Source organism: Verrucosispora sp. WMMA2044 (genome assembly GCF_027497155.1).
Classification (GTDB): domain Bacteria; phylum Actinomycetota; class Actinomycetes; order Mycobacteriales; family Micromonosporaceae; genus Micromonospora; species Micromonospora palythoicola.
The window spans coordinates 4,953,813-4,972,871 of record NZ_CP114913.1; the positions used below are offsets into that span (position 1 = coordinate 4,953,813).

Below are 19,059 nucleotides of genomic sequence, written 5' to 3' on the forward strand. Positions count from 1 at the left end.
AGAGACGGCCTGTGCCCAGCCGTTCCCGTCGCCGGACGAGGCAAACGTGACCGTGCGGCTTCTTCGCCCGAACCCCGAGGCCGGTGTCAGCCAGCGGCCGGGGGGTGCGGACGTTGCCGGGGCGCGGGTAGGCGATCGGTTTCCGCGTAGCCGGCGGCCTGGAGGGTGAACAGGTCGGCGTACCGGCCACCGGCGGCGACGAGTTCGTCGTGGGTGCCCTGCTCGATCAGACGACCGTGGTGCAGCACGAAGATCCGGTCGGCGTGCCGGACGTTGGCCAGCCGGTGCGTGATCAGGATCGTGGTGGCCCGGCCGCGCCGATCGCGGATGGCCTGGAACAGCGCGTCCTCGGCCCGTGGGTCGAGCGCCGAGGACGGCTCGTCCATCACCAGCAGCTCGGCGTCGCGGAGGAAACCACGGGCCGCGGTGATCCGCTGCCACTGGCCGCCGGAGAGGTCCTGCCCCTTGGCGAACGTGCGGTCGAGCAGCGTCTCGTACCCGTGCGGCAGCTCGCGGATCATCTCGTCGGCGACCGCCCGGGCGGCGGCGGCCTCGATCCGGTCCTGCCGGGCCTCGGTGTCGATGTCCCCGATGGCGATGTTCGTGGCGGCGGTGAACGGCCACTTGTGGTACTCCTGGGTGACCACGGCGATGCGACCACGCAACTCGTCGCGGTCCAGCTCGGACAGGGGCCGCCCGTTCCAACGGATCACCCCGTCGCTGGGCGTACGCAGGGCCGCGATCATCGCGGCCAGGCTGCTCTTGCCGGATCCGTTCTCCCCGACGAAGGCCACCGTCTGCCCCGCCTCGACGGCCAACGTCACGCGATCCACCGCCGGGACATCGCGATCCGGGTAACGCAGGCTCACCGCCTCCACGGTCAGCACCCGAAGCCGGTCGGGTGCGGCCGCCACCGCCTCCTCCGGAAGATAGGTGGCGGCGCGGGTCATGAACCCGGTGTAGTCCCGGAAGTGCTGGCCCTCGGTGTAGACGCGGTCCATCTGAAAGGTCACCACGGCCAACGAACGCTGCGCCGCCTGCACCGCGATCACACAGGTGGCCGCCGCCGCGAGCGGAATCTGGCCGTCGACGAGCAGCAGCCCGAGCAGCACGTAGACCACGGCGGTGGCGACGCCCCCGATCATCGAGCCCACCGTGACCGTCGTGGTCACCCGACGCGCCAGGGCCAGCTCGATGTCGGTCTCCACCGCCATCACCCGGTCGTACTGGTCCAGCAGGAACCGGCGCAGGCCGTACGAGCGCAGTTCCGGTGCCGAGGCCCGTTCAGCCATCAGCCGGTGCAGCAACCACATCCGGCGTCGCCGCACCGAGCCGGCGATGTACGTCTGGTACCGCAGGTGCCCCGCCCGCAGCGACGCCCACGCGTTCGGCACGGTCGCGACCAGCAGCGCCGGCAGCAGCAGCGGATGGATCACGGCCACGGCCACGGTCACCGCGACCACCCCCACCAGCCCGGCGAGCAGGTTCATCGAGGCGGGCACCAGGTCGACCGCGGAATCGGTGCCCCGCGAGGCACGCTCCATGTCGTCGGCGAAGGCGTCGGCGTCGAAGGCCTCCAGCCGCACCGCCGTGGTCACCTCGAACAGCCCGCGCTCCACCTCGCGGCTGACCCTGGGCGTCAGCCCGTTCAGGGCGTAACCGGTGGCGATCGCCATGCCGGAGCGCGTCGCCGTCGCGGCTGCCAGCACCGCCAGCGCCGGCAGCGCGGCCACCACCTTCTCCCGGGTCGGCCCACCGGCGAACAGTTCCACCAGCACCCGCTGCGTAGCGAGCAGCCCGAACGCCGACATCACGCCGGCACCGACCGTCGCCACGGCGACCACCGAGGTGCGCAGCCGGTCGGCCCGCCAGCTGATCCGCAGGGCCGCCCAAATCAGCCGGGGCAGTTCGGCGAAGACGGCGAGCAGACCGGCCTGGGTCCGCGCCCGCATGCCCGTCTCCCACCACATGGCCCGCATCTCGGGGAGCACCGACTCCCCGGCCGTCGACCCGGCCTGTTCCGCTCGGTCACGACGTCGGGTCGACGTGGCGGCCATGGCACACCTCCTGGTCCGGGAACGTGGCCGCGATCTCCGGCCGGGTGGTGGCACTGCGGTACCGAGCGGGACGGCCGCCGGTCGTAGCCAGGAGCATTCGACCAGCTACCTATAGTCACCGTCGATGCGACCGAGGTCCAGCCCTGTCGGCGCGCCGACCCGCCCGGCCGGTCCGGTCACCGCCGCTCGGCGAACTCCGGCAGCCGGCGGACATGCTCCGCGACGTCAGGCACCGCGCGGGGCGTACATGATGACGGCGACGCCGAATAGGCAGATCGCGGCACCGGTGAGGTCCCAGCGGTCCGGACGGAAGCCGTCGAAGATCATTCCCCAGGCCAGCGAGCCGGCGACGAAAACCCCGCCGTACGCGGCCAGGATGCGGCCGAAGTTCGGGTCGGGCTGGAAGGTGGCGACGAAGCCGTACGCGCCCAGGGCGAGCACCCCGGCGGCGACGAACCACAGCCCCCGGTGCTCCCGCCAACCCTGCCACACCAACCAGGCCCCGCCGATCTCGGCGATCGCGGCCAGGGCGAACAGCAGGACGGAACGCAGCACGGTCACCCGCCGCACCCTACCGTCGGCGGGTGCGCCGCACCCTGCGTCGACGTCCAGCGAGCGGCGTTATCCTCTGCACGGGCCATCCACCGAGGTGTCCGTGGCGGTGGGCCCGCCATCCCGCCGGTACGGGACAACCGCAGCACCCGCCGCCAACGGTCCCTGCCAGGGCCCACGCGTACTGGTAGGGGGTGACCGTGGGAGCGCAGCGACCGCCCGTCGATCCGGACGTCGATCTCGGTGTTCCGCGTCAGCGCGCGGAACTGCGGGGCGGGACGACCAGCCTGCTCGCCGCGATCGCCGGCGGCGGGATGGTCGGCGCGCTGGCACGGTACGGGCTGACCGTGACCTTCCCGCATCCGCCGCGCGGCTTTCCGTGGGCCACCTTCGCCGTCAACGTCTCCGGCTGCCTGCTCATCGGGGCGCTGATGGTGCTCATCACCGAGGCGTGGACCGCCCACCGACTGGCCCGGCCCTTCCTCGGCGTCGGCGTGCTCGGCGGCTTCACCACCTTCTCGACGTACGCCGTCGAGGTGCAGCAGGCGGTGGCGGCCGGCGCGGTGCGGACCGGCCTGCTGTACCTCGCCGGTACCCTCGTCGCCGCCCTCGTGGCCGTCCGGCTGGGCGTGATCCTGACCCGGCGGGCGACCGGCGGGGACCGGAACCGGAGCGCCGGATGACCGTCATCCTGGTGGCGCTCGGCGCCGCTGTCGGCGCACCACTGCGCTACCTCGTCGACCGGGCGGTGCAGGCACGTCACGGCTCCGCCTTTCCGTGGGGCACCCTCGTGGTCAACGTGATCGGCTCGCTGCTGCTCGGCGTCCTGATCGGTGGGGCCGCCGTGGGCGCGGTGCCCGGTTCCCTGGTCGCCCTGCTCGGCGTCGGTCTGTGCGGTGCGCTGACCACCTACTCGACCTTCGGCTACGAGACGGTCCGGCTATTCGAGGACGGTGCCCGTCTCCCCGCGCTGCTCAACGCCATCGTCAGCGTCGTCGCCGCGCTGGGTGCCGCGTTCGTCGGCGTCACCCTCGCCGAGACGATGTAGGCCTGAACCCGGCGCGGTCCCGCGATCGCCGGGAGCCGGCCGAAGCGGGACCGTTCAGCCGAGGGTGTGGCGCAGTCGCTTGTCGACGCCGACCACGACCGCGGAGACCGCCCCGACGGCCAGGATGCGCAACCACACGTCCGGCCCGATCGGCGCCGTGTCGAAGATCGCGTTCATTGGTGGCAGGTACGTGATGGCGAGTTGGCAGAGCGCCTGCGCGGCCACGCCGAGCAACAGCAGGCGGTTGGTGAAGAAGCCGATCCGCCAGGCCGAACGGGTCAGTGACCGGCAGCTGAACAGGTAGAACGTCTCGACCACGACGAAGACGTTCATGGCGGCGGTACGCGCCTGCGCGACGTCGGCGCCGTTGGACCGCTCCCACTGGAACACCCACCACGCGCCGGCCACCAGCAGCGCGGCCACCAGCAGGATCCGCAGCACCAGCGCACCGGTCAGCAGCGGCCGGGCCGGGTCACGGGGCTTCCGACGCATGATGCCGCGTTCCTTCGGCTCGAAGGCCAGCATCAGGCCGAGCAGGACGGCGGTGGTCATGTTGATCCAGAGGATCTGGGTGGGCAGCAGCGGCAGGGTGGCCCCCAGCACGATGGCGACCAGTACCACCAGCCCTTCGCCGAGATTCGTCGGCAGCGTCCAGACGATGAACTTGGTGATGTTGTCGAAGACCCCCCGACCCTCCTCCACCGCGGCCTCGATGGTGGCGAAGTCGTCATCGGTGAGGACCATGTCGGCTGCTTCCTTGGCCACCTCGGTCCCGGAGCGGGCCATGGCGATGCCGATGTTCGCCTGCCGCAACGCGGGGGCGTCGTTGACCCCGTCGCCGGTCACCGCGACCACGTGGCCGCGTTGCTGGAGCGTCTCCACCAGCCGGAGTTTCTGTTCCGGGGAGACCCGGGCGAAGACGGCGGCCCGGTCCACCGCCTCGGCGAACCCCTCGGCGGGCAACTCGTCGAGATCCGTGCCGGTGACCACCCGGTCCGGTCGGTCGGCGTCGAGCAGCCCGAGCCGGCCGGCGATGGCGCCGGCGGTCGCCGCATGATCCCCTGTGATCATCTTGACGTCGATCCCCGCGAAATGACATGCCCGCACCGCCGGGGCCGCCGCGCCGCGGGGCGGGTCGAGCATGGCCTGCAACCCGGTGAGGACCAGGGTGCCGGGCAGCGCGACCTCGTCGAAGCCGTCGTCCGGGCCGTCCGGCGGTCGTACGGCGGTGGCCAGCACCCGCAGCCCCTGGGCAGCCAGATCCTCGGCGGCCCGCAGGGCGGCCTCGGCGCGGAGCGGGCGGATCTGACCGTCGGCGCCCATCTCCCCCCGACACATCGACACGATCCGCTCGACGCCGCCCTTTGCCAGGACCACCGTCCGCCCCGTGGCGCGCTCGTCGTGCAACGTCGCCATGTACTGCCGCTTCGAGTCGAAGGGGATGGTGTCCCGACGGGGATAGTCCGCCGACAGCCGACCGTGATCGATCCCGACCTTGGCCGCCACCACCTGCATCGCACCCTCGGTCGGATCGCCGGCCAGCAGCCACTCGCCGTCCTCCTCGCGTACCCGTGCGTCGTTGCATCCGGCACCGGCCAGCAGGGACCAGCGCAGTGCCTCGCCGCCCCGGCCGTCGTCGCGGACCTCCCCTTCCGGCCGGTAGCCGGACCCGGTCACCTCGAATTCGGCGTCCGGGGTCCACAGCGCGCGGACCGTCATCTGGTTCTCGGTGAGGGTCCCGGTCTTGTCGGAGCAGACGACGGTCGTGCTGCCGAGTGTCTCGATCGCCGGCAGCCGACGGATCACCGCCCGTCGACGGGCCATCCGGGTCACCCCGATGGCCAGGGTGATGGTGACCGCCGCCGGCAGCCCCTCGGGGATCGCACCGACGGCGAGCGCCACGGCCGCCGTGAACGTCTCGACCGCGTCCTGGCCGCGGAGCAGGCCGACCGCGAACGTCACCGCCGCGAGCACCAGGATGATCACGGTCAGCACCTTGCTGAACCGGGCCAGCTTGCGGGTCAGCGGCGTGGCGAGCGCCTCCGCCGTGCCGACCAGACGGTGAATCTGGCCGAGTTCGGTCTCGGCTCCGGTGGCCACCGCGATACCGGCACCGCCGCCCGCCGCGATGAGCGTGCCCGACCAGACCATGTTGCGCCGGTCGGCCACCGGGGTGCCCACCGGCAGTTCCGCCTCCAGCTTGTCCACCGGAACGGACTCACCCGTCAACGCCGACTCGTCGACCCGCAGTTCGGCCAGCCGGACCAGCCGCAGATCCACCGGCACCTTGTCGCCCGCCTCCAGCACCACCAGGTCACCGGGGACCAGGTCGTCGGAGGAGATCGGCCGTAGTTCACCGTCGCGGATCACGCGCGCCTCGGTACGCACCATCGAGCGCAGACTGTCCAGGGCCGCCTCGGCCCGCGACTCCTGGGCGTACCCGATCGCGGCGTTGGTCAGCACCACCGCGAAGATCACCGCGGAGTCGACGTACTCCCCGAGGACCGCGGTGACCACACCGGCCGCGATCAGCACATAGATGAGCGGGTTGTGGAACTGCCGCAGGATCCGGCGCAGCAGCCCACCGCCGCCAGCGGCGGGCAGCACGTTGGGCCCGTAGCGTTCCAGCCGCCGGGCGGCCTCGGCACCGCTGAGGCCACGCTGCGGATCCGTCTCCAGCAGCAGCACCACCTCGTGGGTGGACATGCCGTGGTGTTCGTTGGACCGCGACGTCCCCGCTGGCTGTTCGAGCGTCACCGTCACCCCGCCGACGATCAGAAGACCGGATCCGCGTCCGCCGGCCCGGATTGCCGCCTGCGTCCCGGCGGCCGGCCGGACGCCGCGCCCACCATCTTCCGGGACGAACTCCGTCCGGCAGGCCGGAACGCCCGATCACGCACCTCCGGCCGGCATCGTTCAGTCGGCGGACCGCTCGGCCGGGTCGGGGCGCCCGCCGGTGTGCTCGGCCAGGTCGGGATCGAGACGCCGCCGCAGGGCGGCGATCTCGGCACGCAGGGCCGCCACGTCGTCGCCGGTGACCTCCGCCGGCTTGTCGGCGGAGGCCGAGACGCGGTCGACGATCCAGGTCGCCAGCGACCCCGTGACGAAACCGATCAGGCCGATCCCACCGATCATCAGACCGAGGGCGACGAATCGGCCGGCGGTGGTCACCGGATAGAAGTCGCCGTAGCCGACGGTGGTGATGGTGACCGTCGACCACCACAGCGCGTCGTCGAAGGCGGTGATGTTGGCGTCCGGTGCGAATCGTTCGGCGTCCAGCACGGCCAGCGCGGAGACCAGCACCAGCAGGGCCGTGGTGGCGGCGACGTAGACGGCCAGCCGGCCGCGCGCCCACACCTCGGTACGGCGGTTGATGGTCAGCACCACCATGACCAGGCGTACCGCGCGTAGTGGTCGCAGCATCGGCAACGTCAGCACCACGAGGTCGAACAGGTGCTCCCGGAGGAATCTCCGCCGGTCCGTGGCCAGCCGTAGCCGCACGAGGATGTCAGCCCAGAACAGCACCCAGACGATGACCGTCGTGGCGGAGCAGGCCGCCCGCCACTGCGGGCTGAGGTCCGGGTCGAGGATCGGTACCGCGTACACCACCAGGAACACCACGGACAGTACGGTGAGCGGTGCGGCGCTGACCCGCTCCCACGCCTCCAGTCGATCGGTCTGCGGTGCTGTCCCGCCGCTCATGAGCCGGCTCCCGTCTGCTCCGTCGTCGTACGCGTGACCGGGCCATGGTCGCGCAGTCGAGCACCGGTCCCCACAGGTGGTCCGCAGATCGTCCGGGCAGTGCGTCACCGTCACGCTCGGCATTCGGTGGCTGCTCACCCGGTAACGTGAGCGCGGGGACACACCGTGGCACGGGTTGCCGTCCGGCTGGTAGAGCCGGGCGTGCCGGCTGTGCGCCCGTGGGGGCGGGTGTCGGCGTCGTACCCCGCACCGGGCGCGAGCGTGAGGGAGCGGAAGCATGGGTCGACGGCGACTGGGACAGGTTCCGGGATGACCCTGCAACAGGTCTACCTGCTGATGATCGCCGGAGCGGCGACCGTCCTGGTCAGCGTCACGGCCGCCCGGCTGGCCACCCGGGTCGGCGTGCCGATGCTGCTGGCGTACCTCGGTATCGGGCTGCTGCTCGGCGAGAACGGGCTCGGTCTGCGCTTCGACGACGCCGCCATGGCGCAGGCCCTGGGCACGGCGGCGCTCGCGGTGATCCTGGTGGAGGGCGGCCTGACCACCCGGTTCTCCGACATCCGGCCGGTGCTGGCGCCGGCGACCGCGCTCGCCACCGCCGGGGTGCTGATAAGTGTCGGGGTCACCGCCCTCGGCGCGCACCTGCTGCTCGACGTCTCGTGGCAGCTGGCCCTGCTGCTGGGTGCCGTGGTGTCCTCCACCGACGCGGCGGCGGTCTTCTCGGTGCTGCGTACCCTGCCGCTGCCCCGGCGGCTGGCCGGGCTGGTCGAGGCCGAGTCGGGGCTCAACGACGCGCCCACCGTCATCCTGGTCCTCGCCCTGAGCGCCACCGGGCTGACCGTCACCAGTCCGCTGGAACTGCTGGTCCAGATGATCTATCAGCTCGGCGTCGGTGGCGCGATCGGCATCGTGATCGGCATCGCCGGAGTGTGGTTCCTGCGTCGGCTCACCCTGCCCGCCTCCGGCCTCTACCCGATCGCCACCTTCTCCTGCGGCATCCTGGCCTTCGCCGCCGCGGGGCTCGCTCAGGCCAGTGGCTTTCTCGCCGCGTACCTCGCCGCGTTGCTCCTGGGCAACGCCCGGCTGGCGCACCGCCGGGCCACCGTGTCGGTGGCCGAGGGACTCGGCTGGATCGCGCAGATCGGCCTGTTCGTCATGCTCGGCCTGTTGGCCAATCCCAGCGAGCTGCCCGCCGCGATCCTGCCCGCCCTCGCCGTCGGCCTGGTGCTCCTGCTGCTCGCCCGGCCGATGTCGGTGCTGATCACCCTGCTGCCGTTCCGCATCCCGCTCCGCGAACAGGTGCTGCTGTCCTGGGCCGGCCTGCGCGGTGCCGTACCCATCGTGCTGGCCACCATCCCCGTCGTGGCCGGGGTCGGTGGCAGCGGGCAACTGTTCAACATCGTGTTCGTGCTGGTGGTGGTGTTCACGCTGGTCCAAGCTCCGACGCTGCCCTGGCTGGCCAAGCGACTGCGGCTCAGCTCGGCCGGGATCGGCCCGGACCTCCAGGTCGAGTCCGCACCGCTGGACGCCATCGACGCGGACCTGCTGCACCTCACCGTCGAGGCCGACTCCCGGATGCACGGCGTGCACATCCGCGAACTGCGGCTGCCTCCGCCGGCCGCGATCACCCTCGTGGTCCGCGACGGCACCGCCTTCGTACCCGAGCCGGGCACCCGACTACGCCGTGGTGATCAGTTGCTCGTGGTCACCACGCCACACGTTCGGGACCGTGCGGAACGTCGGCTGCGGGCGGTCGCCCGGGCCGGACGGCTGGCCCACTGGCGCGGCGAGACCGGTGATCCGGAGCGGCCGGCCAGGACTCGTCGCCCCCCGGACGCCCCCACGGCTCCCCCGCCCCCGGCACCACCGCCGGACACCGGTGACGAAGCACCGCCGATCCTCGTCCAGTCGGCTGGCTGATCGGCCGTCGGTCGTCCGGTCAGGGCATTGACACGGGCCCTACGGTGAGGCTGGTGTGCCGGGAAGCCTGGTCGGCGGTCGTGTCCCTGATTCCACGGAGGCCGCCGTGCACCCGCCCGCCATCCGCACCGAGCACCTGACCAAGCGCTACGGTTCGCTGCTCGCCCTCGACGATCTGAACCTGACCGTCACCGACGGTGAGGTGTTCGGCTTCCTGGGCCCCAACGGCGCCGGCAAGTCCACCACCATCCGGCTGCTGCTCGGCCTGGCTCGCCCGACCGCCGGTCAGGCGCAGATCTTCGGAACTCCCGCCGCCGCGGTGGCCACGGCACACCAGCGGATCGCGTACGTTCCGGCCGATGTGACCCTGTGGCCGCAGCTGACCGGCGCGGAGATCCTGGAGCTGCTCGGCTCTACCGGACCCGGCGTCGACGTCGCCTACCGCGACGAACTGGTGGCGCGGTTCGCACTCGACCTGTCGAAGCCGGGGCGGGCCTACTCCACCGGCAACCGGCAGAAGGTGGCGCTGGTCGCCGCGTTCGCCACCCGCGCGCCGCTGCTCGTGCTGGACGAACCGACCGCTGGTCTGGACCCGCTGATGGAGCGTGAGTTCCGCCGCGCCGTGGTCGAGGCCCGCGACGGCGGGAGCACGGTGTTCCTCTCCTCGCACCAACTGGCGGAGGTGGAGGCCGTCTGCGACCGGGTGGGCATCCTGCGGGCCGGGCGCCTCGTCGATGTCGCCACCATGCCCGAGTTGCGTCGACTGCACCGCACCGAGGTGCTGGTGCGGTTCGCCGGTCCGGTGCCCGAGTTGACCGACGTGGCAGGGGTCGACGGCGTTCAGGTCGACGGGGCCGCGCTGCGCTTCACCCTCACCGGGCCGCCCGGCCCGGCCCTGCGGGCCCTGGCGGCGGCGGACGTCACCACTCTCACCATGCGCGAGCCCACGCTGGAGGAGATCTTCCTCGACTACTACGGCGAGGAGGACCGATGAGCGCCTTCGGAGCCGGTGACGCGGGTGCCGCCAGGGCCGCCGTCACCCGGCTCGCGCTGCGGCAGGTCCGCCGGCCCGCGCTCGTCGTGTCCGCGGTGGCGGCCGGCGTCACCGCCGTCGTCGTCGCCGGGTACGAGAGCACGGCCGGCACCGCGCTCGACGCCGCCGCGTTGGCCACCCTCGCCGAGAACCCGGCGATCCGTACCCTCTTCGGCGAACCGTTCGCGCTGGACACCCCCGGTGGGTTCACCGTCTGGCGGACCGGCACCGTACTGGCCGTCCTGCTCTCGGTGTGGGGGGTGCTCGCCACCACCCGGGTCACCCGGGGCGAGGAGGACAGCGGTCGGTGGGACCTCCTGCTGGCGGGCCGGTTGGCGGTGCCCGCCGTGCTCGGTCGACACCTCACCGTTCTGGCTGCCGCCGTGGTGATCGCCGGGGGCGCGGCCGGCATCGTGCTCGTCGCGGCCGGCACACCACCGGGTGGTGCACTCCGGTACGCGGCCGGTCTCGTGCTGGTCGCCTTCTTCGCCGTGTCGACGGCGCTGCTGAGCGCGCAGGTGATGCCGACCCGGGCCGGGGCGAGCGGGTCCGCCCTGGCCGTGCTCGGCGTCGGGCTGCTGGCCCGGATGGTCGGCGACGGCGTCGCCGCGCTGGGGTGGTTGCGCTGGCTGTCGCCGTACGGACTGCTCGCCCTCGTCCGCCCCTACCACGACGACCGGCTGCTGCCGCTGCTCGTGCTCGCCGGTGCCGCGCTCCTGGTCGGTGCGGCGGCGATGACGCTGGCCGGGCGTCGCGACGTCCGGGCCGGGCTGGTCGCCGCGCCGGCCGGCAGGCCGCCCCGGACGTGGCTGCTGGGCACGGTCGACGGTTTCGCGGTACGCCGGATGGTCCGCCCACTGGCCGGCTGGTCCGCCGGGATCGGCGCGTACTTCCTGCTGATCGGCCTGCTGGCGACGTCGATGACCCGCTTCCTGGCGGACAATCCGCGCTTCGCCGAACTGGCCGCCCAGGCCGGCTTCACCGAGTTGGGCAGCGTACGCGGCTACACCGCGTCCCTGTTCGTCCTGCTCGCCGTGCCGGTCGGGGTCTTCGCCGCGTCCCGGCTCGCCGAGTTCGTGGCCGCCGAGACGGACGGCAGGTTGACGTCGCTGTACGCACAGCCGGTCAGCCGCAACCGGCTGCTGACCGCCGAGACGCTGGCCTCCTTCGCCGGGGTGGCCGTCCTCGTCACCGTGGCGGCGACGGCGACCTGGCTCGGTGCCGCTCTGGTGAACGCCCCGCTGCCGCTGACCGCGGCCCTGGCCGGCACCTGGAACGTGCTGCCGGTCGTGCTGCTCTGCCTCGGTGCGGCGACACTCGCGCTCGGTTGGCTGCCCCGGGCCACCGCGGCCGTCGGCGTGCTACCCGCGGTCGGCGGTTTCCTGCTCCACGTGCTCGCCGACAGTGCCGACCTGCCCGGATGGGTGGCCGCCAGCTCACCGTTCGCCCACCTGGCGGCGGTTCCGGCCGAGTCCCCCGGCTGGACGGCGGCGGGCGTCATGATCGCGATCGCGATCGCCGCCGCCGCCCTCGGCCGACTCGGTAACCGCCGTCGCGACCTGCTGGGATGACCACTGACCGGCGGCGGCCCGCCGGACCAGCCGGCGAGCCTCGTCGCCTGGCACACCGGTGGCCCGCAGCATGTCGTTGGCGACGGTCCGCAACTGGGAGACCACGATCGTGCCGGAGAAGCCGATCTCCTGGCGGCAGGCTTCACCGGCGTCGTGGACGGCCCGCAGCACCCGCTCCCGCGTCCGCACCGGCTCCCGCATCGACAGGAACTCCTCGTGCATCAGGCGCACGCCCTGCCCCACCTGTTGGACGGCGGTGGACAGGCCGACCGGCACCGGTTCGTGGTCACGCAGCGCGGTGAGAATGCGTCGGACCATCGTCCGGCTGTTGCGGAACGCCCGGTCCAGGTGCTCGGCCCCGGCACCGTACGCGGCCAGCGCTCGTCGCCGCCGCCACCGCAGCGGGGAGAAGCGGACCACCTCCTCGGCCGCGGTCACCACGTCACCGACCTCCCGCAGTTGCCCCTCGGCGGACCGCATCTCGTCCAGTACCTGCCGCGCCCGGCGCGCGTCCCCTCGGGCCAGCGCATCCGCGGCCGACGTCAACTGCCGCGCGAAGGTGTCAAGCGCCGGCCCGGCTATCCGGCGCACGCTGCGGGTCGGGTTCATCGGGACGAGGACCAGCACCACCAGCAGCCCGGTCGCGCCGCCGACCAGGGCGTTCACCGTCCGGGGCAGGACGATGTCGGGCGTGCCCGGTGCGAGGGTGGCGATCAGTGCCGCCGCGCCGCCGGCCTGGGTCACCAGGGCACCGGTGCCGCGTACCGCCACCGCGACGAGCAGCGCACCGAACACGATCACGAACGTCTGCCAGGCGCCGGTGCCGACCGTGCCCACCAGCAGGTCGCCGATCAGGACCCCGACGATCACGCCGACGATCAGTTCGACGGCCCGCCGGGCCCGCCGGCCGATCGAGGTGGCGATGACAGCCACCGCGGCGATCGGGGCGAAGGTCGGGTCCGGGTTGCCCAGCACCTGCTCGGCGACCACCCAGGCCAGCGACGCGGCCAGACCGCCCTGGAAGGCCAGCAGCAGGTGCTGCCGCAGCCGGCCGTAGCTGCCTCTGCTGACGGCCGCGACGCGTCCCCGCAGGCTGCTCATCGAGTCAGCCGACGGGATGGGCCATGGTTCCGGTGAGGGCCACCGTGCCCGGCAAGCGGGTGTCCTGTCGAAGGAACTGCACCACCACCGGCACCGGTGAGCTGAGCACGCAGCCGTACGGGCGGTCGAGGCGGACGGCTTCCGGGTCGATCAGGTCGTTGATCCGTACGTGCCGGATCCGGCGGGCACCGACAGCGAACCGGTACGGCCCGACCGGTTCGGCGTCCTCGTAGTAGAAATGCAGCCTCACCTCCGCCACCTCGTCGGTGGTGTTCAGCACGCACAACTTGTCGAAGCTGGTGAACTGCGGCTCGCCGCCGGTGCCGCCGAACGGCACGTGGCCGCCCGGCACCGCCCACACCTGGGACATCACGCCTCCTCCAGCAGTCTGGCCAGGTCCGGGGTGAGGAACACCCCGTCCGGGTCGAGGCGGCGCCGGGCCACCTGGAAGTCGTCCCATCGGGGGAAGAGTGGGCGCAGGTCGTCAGCGGTCATCCAGTGCTTCTTGCCCCAGTGGGGTCGTCCGCCGTACTGCCGGAAGACGTCCTCCATGTCCCGGAAGTACTCCTCGTACGGCAGTGCGGCGTTGTGCAGGCAGGCGATGGTGGTGGTGGTGCGACCGTACGCGTTGCTGAGCCAGATGTCGTCGGCGGCGATGCTGCGGACCAGCACCCGCCAGCCGACGGTGCGCCGGTGTCGGTTCAGGATCCGTCGCCGGACTTCCGCGAAGCAGGCCGGGAACGCCTCCGACGGGAGCATGTACTCGATCTCCTCGAAGCGCAGATCCCGGTGCTGCGGGATGGTGTCGTGGGTCGGCCCGACCTCCAGTTCCCTGGGCTCCTGCCACCCGTTCCACTCCGGCACCCGACGGGCCGCCCACGTCGACCGCGCGGCCACCCCGTCGACCCGGTTCATGGTGCGGATCTGGGTCAGGTCGCTGCGCGGGTACCAGTAGAAGTCGATGTTGCGGTTGGTGTGCTGCAACTCGGCCAGGTGGTCGAGGGTCCACTCGATCGGGGCGCACCAGGACCGTCGGCGCAACTCGTAGCTGGGCTCCAGGTCGAGGGTGAGCTGGGTCACCACGCCCAGTACGCCGAGGGAGAGCCGGGCGGCGGGCAGCAGTTCGCTGTTGCTGGTCGCGGAGACGTCCAACACCTCGCCGGTGCCCGTGACGAGGCGTACCTCCGCCACCTGGGTGGAGAGGTTGCCGAAGCCGAGGCCGGTGCCGTGGGTACCGGTGGCGGTGGCGCCCGCGATGGACTGGTAGTCCACGTCGCCGAGGTTCTCCATCGCCAGCCCGGCCTTATAGAGGCCCTCACCCAGCTCCTTGAGCCGACTACCGCCCCGGACCGTGGCCTGGTCGCCGGCCTTGTCGATCACACCGACCATCCGGTGCAGGCTGACCAGGGTGCCGTCGGTACGTACCAGCGGGCTCGACGAGTGGCCCGAGCCGACCGGGCGCAGCGTGTCGCCCGACTCACGGGCCCGCAACACCAGTTCCCGTACCTCGTCCTCGTCGGCCGGCTCGGCGTAGCCGGACGGGGTGAAGGTGAGACTGCCGGACCAGTTGACGAACGGACGCGGCACCCCGGCAACCTCCTCACGACGGACGAACCGTGCGCTTACCCCCGGGCTGGTGGGGTAGTCCTGGGCATGGCGGCACTCGTTTTGACCGCGTCCACGCCCCGAATCGTCGGCGAGGTGCCCTGTGTCTGAGTGGTGGTATCTGGCACTGGTGGCGGTGTTGTGGTTGGCCGTCGGTCTGGGCACGGCGGCGCTCTTCGTCACTCGTGGCGGGCACCGCAGCCCGCTCTGGTATCTGGTGGGCGCGCTGCTCGGGCCGCTGTTCGTGCCGATCGCCGTCGAGCGGGGCCGGGCCCGTCCGCAGATGGTCGACGTACGCCACCGACCGTCCGAGGCGGTCGGCACCGGGCTGCGGGTGCTGGTGGGCGTGGACGGTTCCGAGCACTCCGACCGGGCGCTGCGGGCCATCGCCCGCACCCTCACCGGGAGCACGAGTGAACTCGTCCTGGTCACCGTCACCAGCCCCGACCTGTCCGACGCCGAGTCCCGGCGGGAGCACGAGCGGGCCCGTCGCATGATCGATGAACGGGCCGCCGGGCTGCCGGAAGGGCTGCCCCGGCCCACCACCGCGATCGTCACCGGCCATCCCGTCGACGCCCTGCTCACGGTCGCCGACGACCGAGAGGTGGACCTGCTGGTGGTCGGCCGACACGGACACGGGATCGGCGACCGCTTGCTCGGCAGCGTCGCCGAGGGCCTCACCCACCGGTCGACGCGGGCCGTGCTGCTCGGCAGTCTGCCCGGTCGGTGACGTCGACGAACGACCTCGCGCCACACCGAGCGGCACCTGGGCGGCGCTGACCTCGGCGTCGGCCGGTTCCGTCGGTCCCGGCCGGGAACCATGCCGGCCCGGGGAGCGACTATTGGTACATGCGGTGTGAGCAGTGGCGGGAGATTCTGTCGGCACAGTTGGACGGTGAGGTCACGGCGGACGAGCAGCGCAGGGTCGGCGAGCACCTGGAGACGTGCGCCGGTTGCCGGACCTGGCTGGACTCGGCGGCGAGGGTGACCCGCCGGGCACGTACCCGGGTGGTGACCGCACAGCCGGATCTGACCGAGGCGATCCTTGCCGCCGCGCCGCCGCCACGGCGAGGCCGGCGTACGCTCACCCCCACCGGGGTGCCGGGACGCCTGTGGCCGGCGGCTGGTGGGCGACTCACCCTGGTCAACGCGCTGCGCGCCGCGCTGGGTCTGCTCGGTGCCGTGCAACTGGTGCTCGGGCTGGCGCAGATCGGCCGGGCCGAGGTCGCCGCGCACCTGCACGCCAACGGCCAGCACCTGTGGCACGAGTCCGCCGCCTGGAACGTCGCGGTGGGCGCGGGGTTCCTCTTCGTCGCGTTGCGCCGCACCTCGCCGTCGGGGCTGCTGCCGATGCTCGGTGCCTTCGTGGTGACCCTGGTGCTGCTGTCGGTCAACGACCTCGTCGCCTCGCAGGTCGCGGTGGAACGGCTGGTGAGCCACGGCTTTCTGGTGGTCGGCTACCTGTTCACGGTGCTGCTGGCGCGTAGCTCCCGCCAGCCCGGCGAACCGGGCGACCGACACCAACCGGAACGGTCCCGCTGGCGGCTACGCCTCGACGAGGTCGACGAGCCCGCGCCGCTGCGGCTGCTGCCGCCATACTCGGCTCAGGCGCACCACGGGCCGGCCCGGGCCGGTAGCGGCGCCGGCCGGGGCGACGGCGACCGTGACCAGCGGCGGGTCGCCTGACGACAGATGGCTCAGCCGGCGGCACCAGGGCGGTCGGTCGGCTGCTCGACCGGCCGGATCGCCGCGACCAGGTCCTCCCGGGCCCGGGCCACGCGGGACCGGATGGTGCCGACCGGCACGTCACACACCTTCGCGGCCTCGGCGTACGACAGGCCGAGCAGTTGGGTCGCCACGAACGCCTCCCGACGCTCGGGCGCGAGGCCGTCGAGCAGCCGATGCAGCACCACCTGCTCGTCCACCCCGGCGCGTACTCCGGTCGGCGTGCTCTCGGCGGCCGCCTGCCAGTCGCCGAGGTTGGCGGTCCGTGGCCGGCAGGTGGCGGCGCGTACCTGGTCCACCGCGACCCGGCGGGCGATGGCCAGCAGCCAGGTCCGTGCCGTCGACCGACCCGCGAACGACGGCAGTGCCCGCCAGGCCCGCAGGTACGTCTCCTGGACCAGGTCGTCGACCTCCCGGACGCCGGGCAGGTGGGACAGGAACCGCCGTACGTCGTGCTGCGTGGCCCGCACAAAAGCCGCCGCGGCGGCGTGGTCGCCCCGGCCTGCGGCAAGCGCATATCCGCTGATGTCGTCGGTCACGGCTGTCATCGCCGTATTGGTCGGTCGAAACCGTCGGTTGGTTCCCGGCCGGGACGACAACCGCAGGACCTGCATCTGGGGCCCGCCTCGGACGACGCCGTAGAATGCACTGATGGGGCACCTCACGTGAGCGAGCGGAGTGCCGTGCTGACTGACCAGCCGCGGTACCGGCACCTGTGCTGGGCCTACGACGACCCGGCCGGGTTCATGACCCACGCCGTGGAGTTCCTCCGCGCCGGGTTGGCGGCCGGCGAGCGGGTGTGGTTCGTCGTCTCCGGTCCCGCCGAGCCGGTCCGGGACCAGTTGCTCGGTACCCGGGATTTCGCCGACGCACTGCTGTCGGGTGCCGCCCAGGTCCGCTCCCTCGACGGCGCGTACGGCAGCACGGCGACGATCGATCCGGCGAGTCAGGTGACGGCCTACCGCAGCGCCACCCAGGAGGCGGTGGCCGACGGATACACCGGCCTGCGGGTGGCCGCCGACGCCACCGAGCTGGTCCGTACCCCCGCTCAACGCGACGCGTTCGCCCGTTACGAGCAGCGGGTGAACGAGATGATGCGCACCGAGGCGTTCCGGGCCATGTGCGCCTACGACCGCTCACGGCTGGGTGAGCCGGCGGTCGCCGAGTTGGCCTGCCTGCACCCGGAACACAACCTCGGCCAGCTGCTGTTCCGGTTGTACGCCGTACCGCTGCGCCAGGGACAGACCGCTCTCGCCGGTGAGCTGGACCCGTCCAACCACGACCTGTTCCGCACCGCCCTCGACCGCGCGGATCTGCGACCCGTCGAGGACGAACTGGTGCTGGACGCCCACGGGCTCCGCTTCCTCGACCACCGGGCGCTCATCCACCTGAGCGAGTACGCCAGGGACCGACACGCGACCGTCGTGCTGCGGGCCGCCCGCCCCGGGGTGGCCCGGCTCGCCGCCCTGTTGGACCTGCCCGACGTGCGGGTGGAGGTGGCCCGGTGAGGACCGGCGCGGCCGCCGGACGCACCGGCTATTTCCACGAGGCTGTCTGTTACGGCTCCGACGAGGAACTGCTCGCCGTCGTGGTGCCGTTCCTGGTCGGCGGCGTCGAGGCGAACGAGCCCACCTTTGTCGCGCTCGGCGAACGCACCGGCAACCTGGTCCGCGCCGCGTTGCCCGCCGACACGAAGGTCGAGTTCCTGTCCGGCGGTGACGTCTACGGCCGGCCCACCGCCGCCATCCGGATGTACCGCCAGCTCCTCGCCGATCTGGTCGCCGACGGCGCCACCCAGATCCGGATCATCGGCGAGGTGCCGTCGCTCGGTCTCGGCCCCACCTGGGACTGGTGGGCCCGGTACGAGTCGGCGATCAACCGCGCGTACGACGACTGGCCGTTGTGGAGCATGTGCGCGTACGACACCCGGACCACCGCACCCAGCGTGCTGGCCGACGTCGCCGCCACCCACCCGTGCTTCGCCACCGCCGACGGGCGGCATGTGCCGAGTGGCGACTACGTCGCCCCGGAGACGTTCCTACGCCAGGTGCGCCCGATGCCACCCGACCCGATCCAGGCGGCCCCGCCCCTCGTCGATCTGCTCGGCCCGACTGCGGCGCAGGCTCGCGCGGCCGTGCACCAGGTCGGCCAGGGCGGGTTACCGGACGACGAGTTCGACGACTTCGTCGTCGCGGTCAGCGAAACCGTCACCAATGGGCTGCGGCACGGCCGTCCCCCGGTCCGGTTCCGGGTGTGGGTGGGCGCGGACCGGATCGTGGCCACCGTCAGCGATGCCGGTAGCGGGCCGCAGGATCCGTACGCCGGGCTGCTGCCGTCGGCCAACGGGACGCCGGGCGGGTTGGGCCTGTGGATCACCCACCAGTCCTGCAACCACGTCACCTACCATCGCGACGCCGAGGGGTTCACCCTCCGACTCACCGCTGGTCGACCGCTGGGCGCCTGAGCACAGGCGAACGCCGGGCCGGCGTAGGCCGACCCGGCGTCAATGTCGAGTACTACTTACGGAACGCGTCCTTGATCTTCTCGCCGGCCTGCTTGAGGTTGGCGCTCATCTGGTCGCTACGGCCCTCGGCTTCCAGACGCTCGTCGTCGGTGGCGCGACCCACGCCTTCCTTGATCTTGCCACCGGTGTTCTCGGCGGTGTTGTCGAACTTGTCCTCGACGCCCATGTCAGCCTCCCGGAGGTTTTTGCCGCTACGTCCACTCAGGTACCCAGCCCGGCGG

General features: G+C 72.3%; 17 protein-coding genes. 8 read left to right on the forward strand and 9 right to left on the reverse strand.

Going from position 1 to position 19,059, the window contains the following annotated elements:
- Positions 1-86: 86 nt before the first annotated feature.
- Both O3597_RS22480 and O3597_RS22485 read right to left on the reverse strand, forming a co-directional pair.
- On the reverse strand, positions 87-2,057 hold the full coding sequence (locus O3597_RS22480; protein WP_281602309.1) for an ATP-binding cassette domain-containing protein: 1,971 nt from the start codon (positions 2,055-2,057) through the stop codon (positions 87-89).
- 225 nt (positions 2,058-2,282) lie between these two features.
- Complete coding sequence (locus tag O3597_RS22485) at positions 2,283-2,618, reverse strand: YnfA family protein (protein WP_281602310.1); 336 nt, start codon at positions 2,616-2,618, stop codon at positions 2,283-2,285.
- 191 nt (positions 2,619-2,809) lie between these two features.
- Between O3597_RS22485 and crcB (O3597_RS22490) the strand changes: the two genes are divergently transcribed.
- Entirely contained in the window at positions 2,810-3,292 is a 483-nt protein-coding gene (gene crcB / locus O3597_RS22490) for a fluoride efflux transporter CrcB (protein WP_281602311.1), read from the forward strand.
- Positions 3,289-3,657, forward strand: a complete 369-nt coding sequence (crcB, locus tag O3597_RS22495) for a fluoride efflux transporter CrcB (protein WP_281602312.1) — start codon at positions 3,289-3,291, stop codon at positions 3,655-3,657. Before crcB (O3597_RS22490) ends, crcB (O3597_RS22495) begins: the two co-directional genes overlap by 4 nt.
- 54 nt (positions 3,658-3,711) lie before the next feature.
- Here crcB (O3597_RS22495) and O3597_RS22500 read toward each other — a convergent pair whose 3' ends face one another.
- Positions 3,712-6,363 carry an HAD-IC family P-type ATPase gene (locus O3597_RS22500; protein ID WP_281604615.1) on the reverse strand — a complete coding sequence of 884 codons (2,652 nt, stop codon included), beginning with the start codon at positions 6,361-6,363 and terminating at the stop codon, positions 3,712-3,714.
- Positions 6,364-6,573: 210 nt separating this feature from the next.
- Positions 6,574-7,359 (reverse strand): potassium channel family protein, encoded by a 786-nt coding sequence (locus tag O3597_RS22505; RefSeq protein WP_281602313.1) that lies wholly within the window; start codon positions 7,357-7,359, stop codon positions 6,574-6,576.
- Between the two features lie 309 nt (positions 7,360-7,668).
- On the opposite strand from O3597_RS22505, the gene O3597_RS22510 reads away from it, so the two are divergent.
- Both O3597_RS22510 and O3597_RS22515 read left to right on the forward strand, forming a co-directional pair.
- Positions 7,669-9,279 carry a potassium/proton antiporter gene (locus O3597_RS22510; RefSeq protein WP_281602314.1) on the forward strand — a complete coding sequence of 537 codons (1,611 nt, stop codon included), beginning with the start codon at positions 7,669-7,671 and terminating at the stop codon, positions 9,277-9,279.
- 106 nt (positions 9,280-9,385) lie between these two features.
- Positions 9,386-10,273, forward strand: a complete 888-nt coding sequence (locus tag O3597_RS22515) for an ABC transporter ATP-binding protein (RefSeq protein ID WP_281602315.1) — start codon at positions 9,386-9,388, stop codon at positions 10,271-10,273.
- A 1,475-nt stretch (positions 10,274-11,748) separates the two neighbouring features.
- On the opposite strand, the gene O3597_RS22520 is transcribed toward O3597_RS22515, so the two are convergent.
- The 3 genes from O3597_RS22520 to O3597_RS22530 are packed head-to-tail and all read right to left on the reverse strand — an operon-like array spanning position 11,749 to position 14,571.
- The gene (locus O3597_RS22520; protein WP_281602316.1) at positions 11,749-12,984 is read right to left on the reverse strand and encodes an FUSC family protein; all 1,236 of its coding nucleotides are present in this window, start codon (positions 12,982-12,984) and stop codon (positions 11,749-11,751) included.
- A 4-nt stretch (positions 12,985-12,988) separates the two neighbouring features.
- Entirely contained in the window at positions 12,989-13,354 is a 366-nt protein-coding gene (locus O3597_RS22525) for a sensory rhodopsin transducer (protein ID WP_164446371.1), read from the reverse strand.
- On the reverse strand, positions 13,354-14,571 hold the full coding sequence (locus tag O3597_RS22530; protein WP_281602317.1) for a D-arabinono-1,4-lactone oxidase: 1,218 nt from the start codon (positions 14,569-14,571) through the stop codon (positions 13,354-13,356). The genes O3597_RS22525 and O3597_RS22530 overlap by 1 nt, the downstream gene beginning before the upstream one ends.
- Positions 14,572-14,692: 121 nt before the next feature.
- Here O3597_RS22530 and O3597_RS22535 point away from each other — a divergent pair, with 121 nt between their 5' ends.
- Both O3597_RS22535 and O3597_RS22540 read left to right on the forward strand, forming a co-directional pair.
- Positions 14,693-15,319 carry a universal stress protein gene (locus O3597_RS22535; protein WP_164446374.1) on the forward strand — a complete coding sequence of 209 codons (627 nt, stop codon included), beginning with the start codon at positions 14,693-14,695 and terminating at the stop codon, positions 15,317-15,319.
- Positions 15,320-15,438: 119 nt separating this feature from the next.
- Positions 15,439-16,275: a zf-HC2 domain-containing protein gene (locus tag O3597_RS22540; RefSeq protein WP_164446375.1), complete on the forward strand. Its 837-nt coding sequence runs from the start codon at positions 15,439-15,441 to the stop codon at positions 16,273-16,275.
- 11 nt (positions 16,276-16,286) lie between these two features.
- Here O3597_RS22540 and O3597_RS22545 read toward each other — a convergent pair whose 3' ends face one another.
- On the reverse strand, positions 16,287-16,853 hold the full coding sequence (locus O3597_RS22545; RefSeq protein ID WP_164446769.1) for a sigma-70 family RNA polymerase sigma factor: 567 nt from the start codon (positions 16,851-16,853) through the stop codon (positions 16,287-16,289).
- Between the two features lie 126 nt (positions 16,854-16,979).
- Here O3597_RS22545 and O3597_RS22550 point away from each other — a divergent pair, with 126 nt between their 5' ends.
- Complete coding sequence (locus O3597_RS22550) at positions 16,980-17,822, forward strand: MEDS domain-containing protein (RefSeq protein ID WP_281602318.1); 843 nt, start codon at positions 16,980-16,982, stop codon at positions 17,820-17,822.
- Positions 17,819-18,778 (forward strand): sensor histidine kinase, encoded by a 960-nt coding sequence (locus O3597_RS22555; protein ID WP_281602319.1) that lies wholly within the window; start codon positions 17,819-17,821, stop codon positions 18,776-18,778. The genes O3597_RS22550 and O3597_RS22555 overlap by 4 nt, the downstream gene beginning before the upstream one ends.
- Positions 18,779-18,830: 52 nt before the next feature.
- Here the strand turns inward: O3597_RS22555 and O3597_RS22560 are convergent, their stop codons facing one another.
- A complete protein-coding gene (locus O3597_RS22560; RefSeq protein ID WP_164446377.1) occupies positions 18,831-19,004 on the reverse strand; it encodes a CsbD family protein in 174 nt (57 codons plus the stop codon).
- Positions 19,005-19,059: the final 55 nt, after the last annotated feature.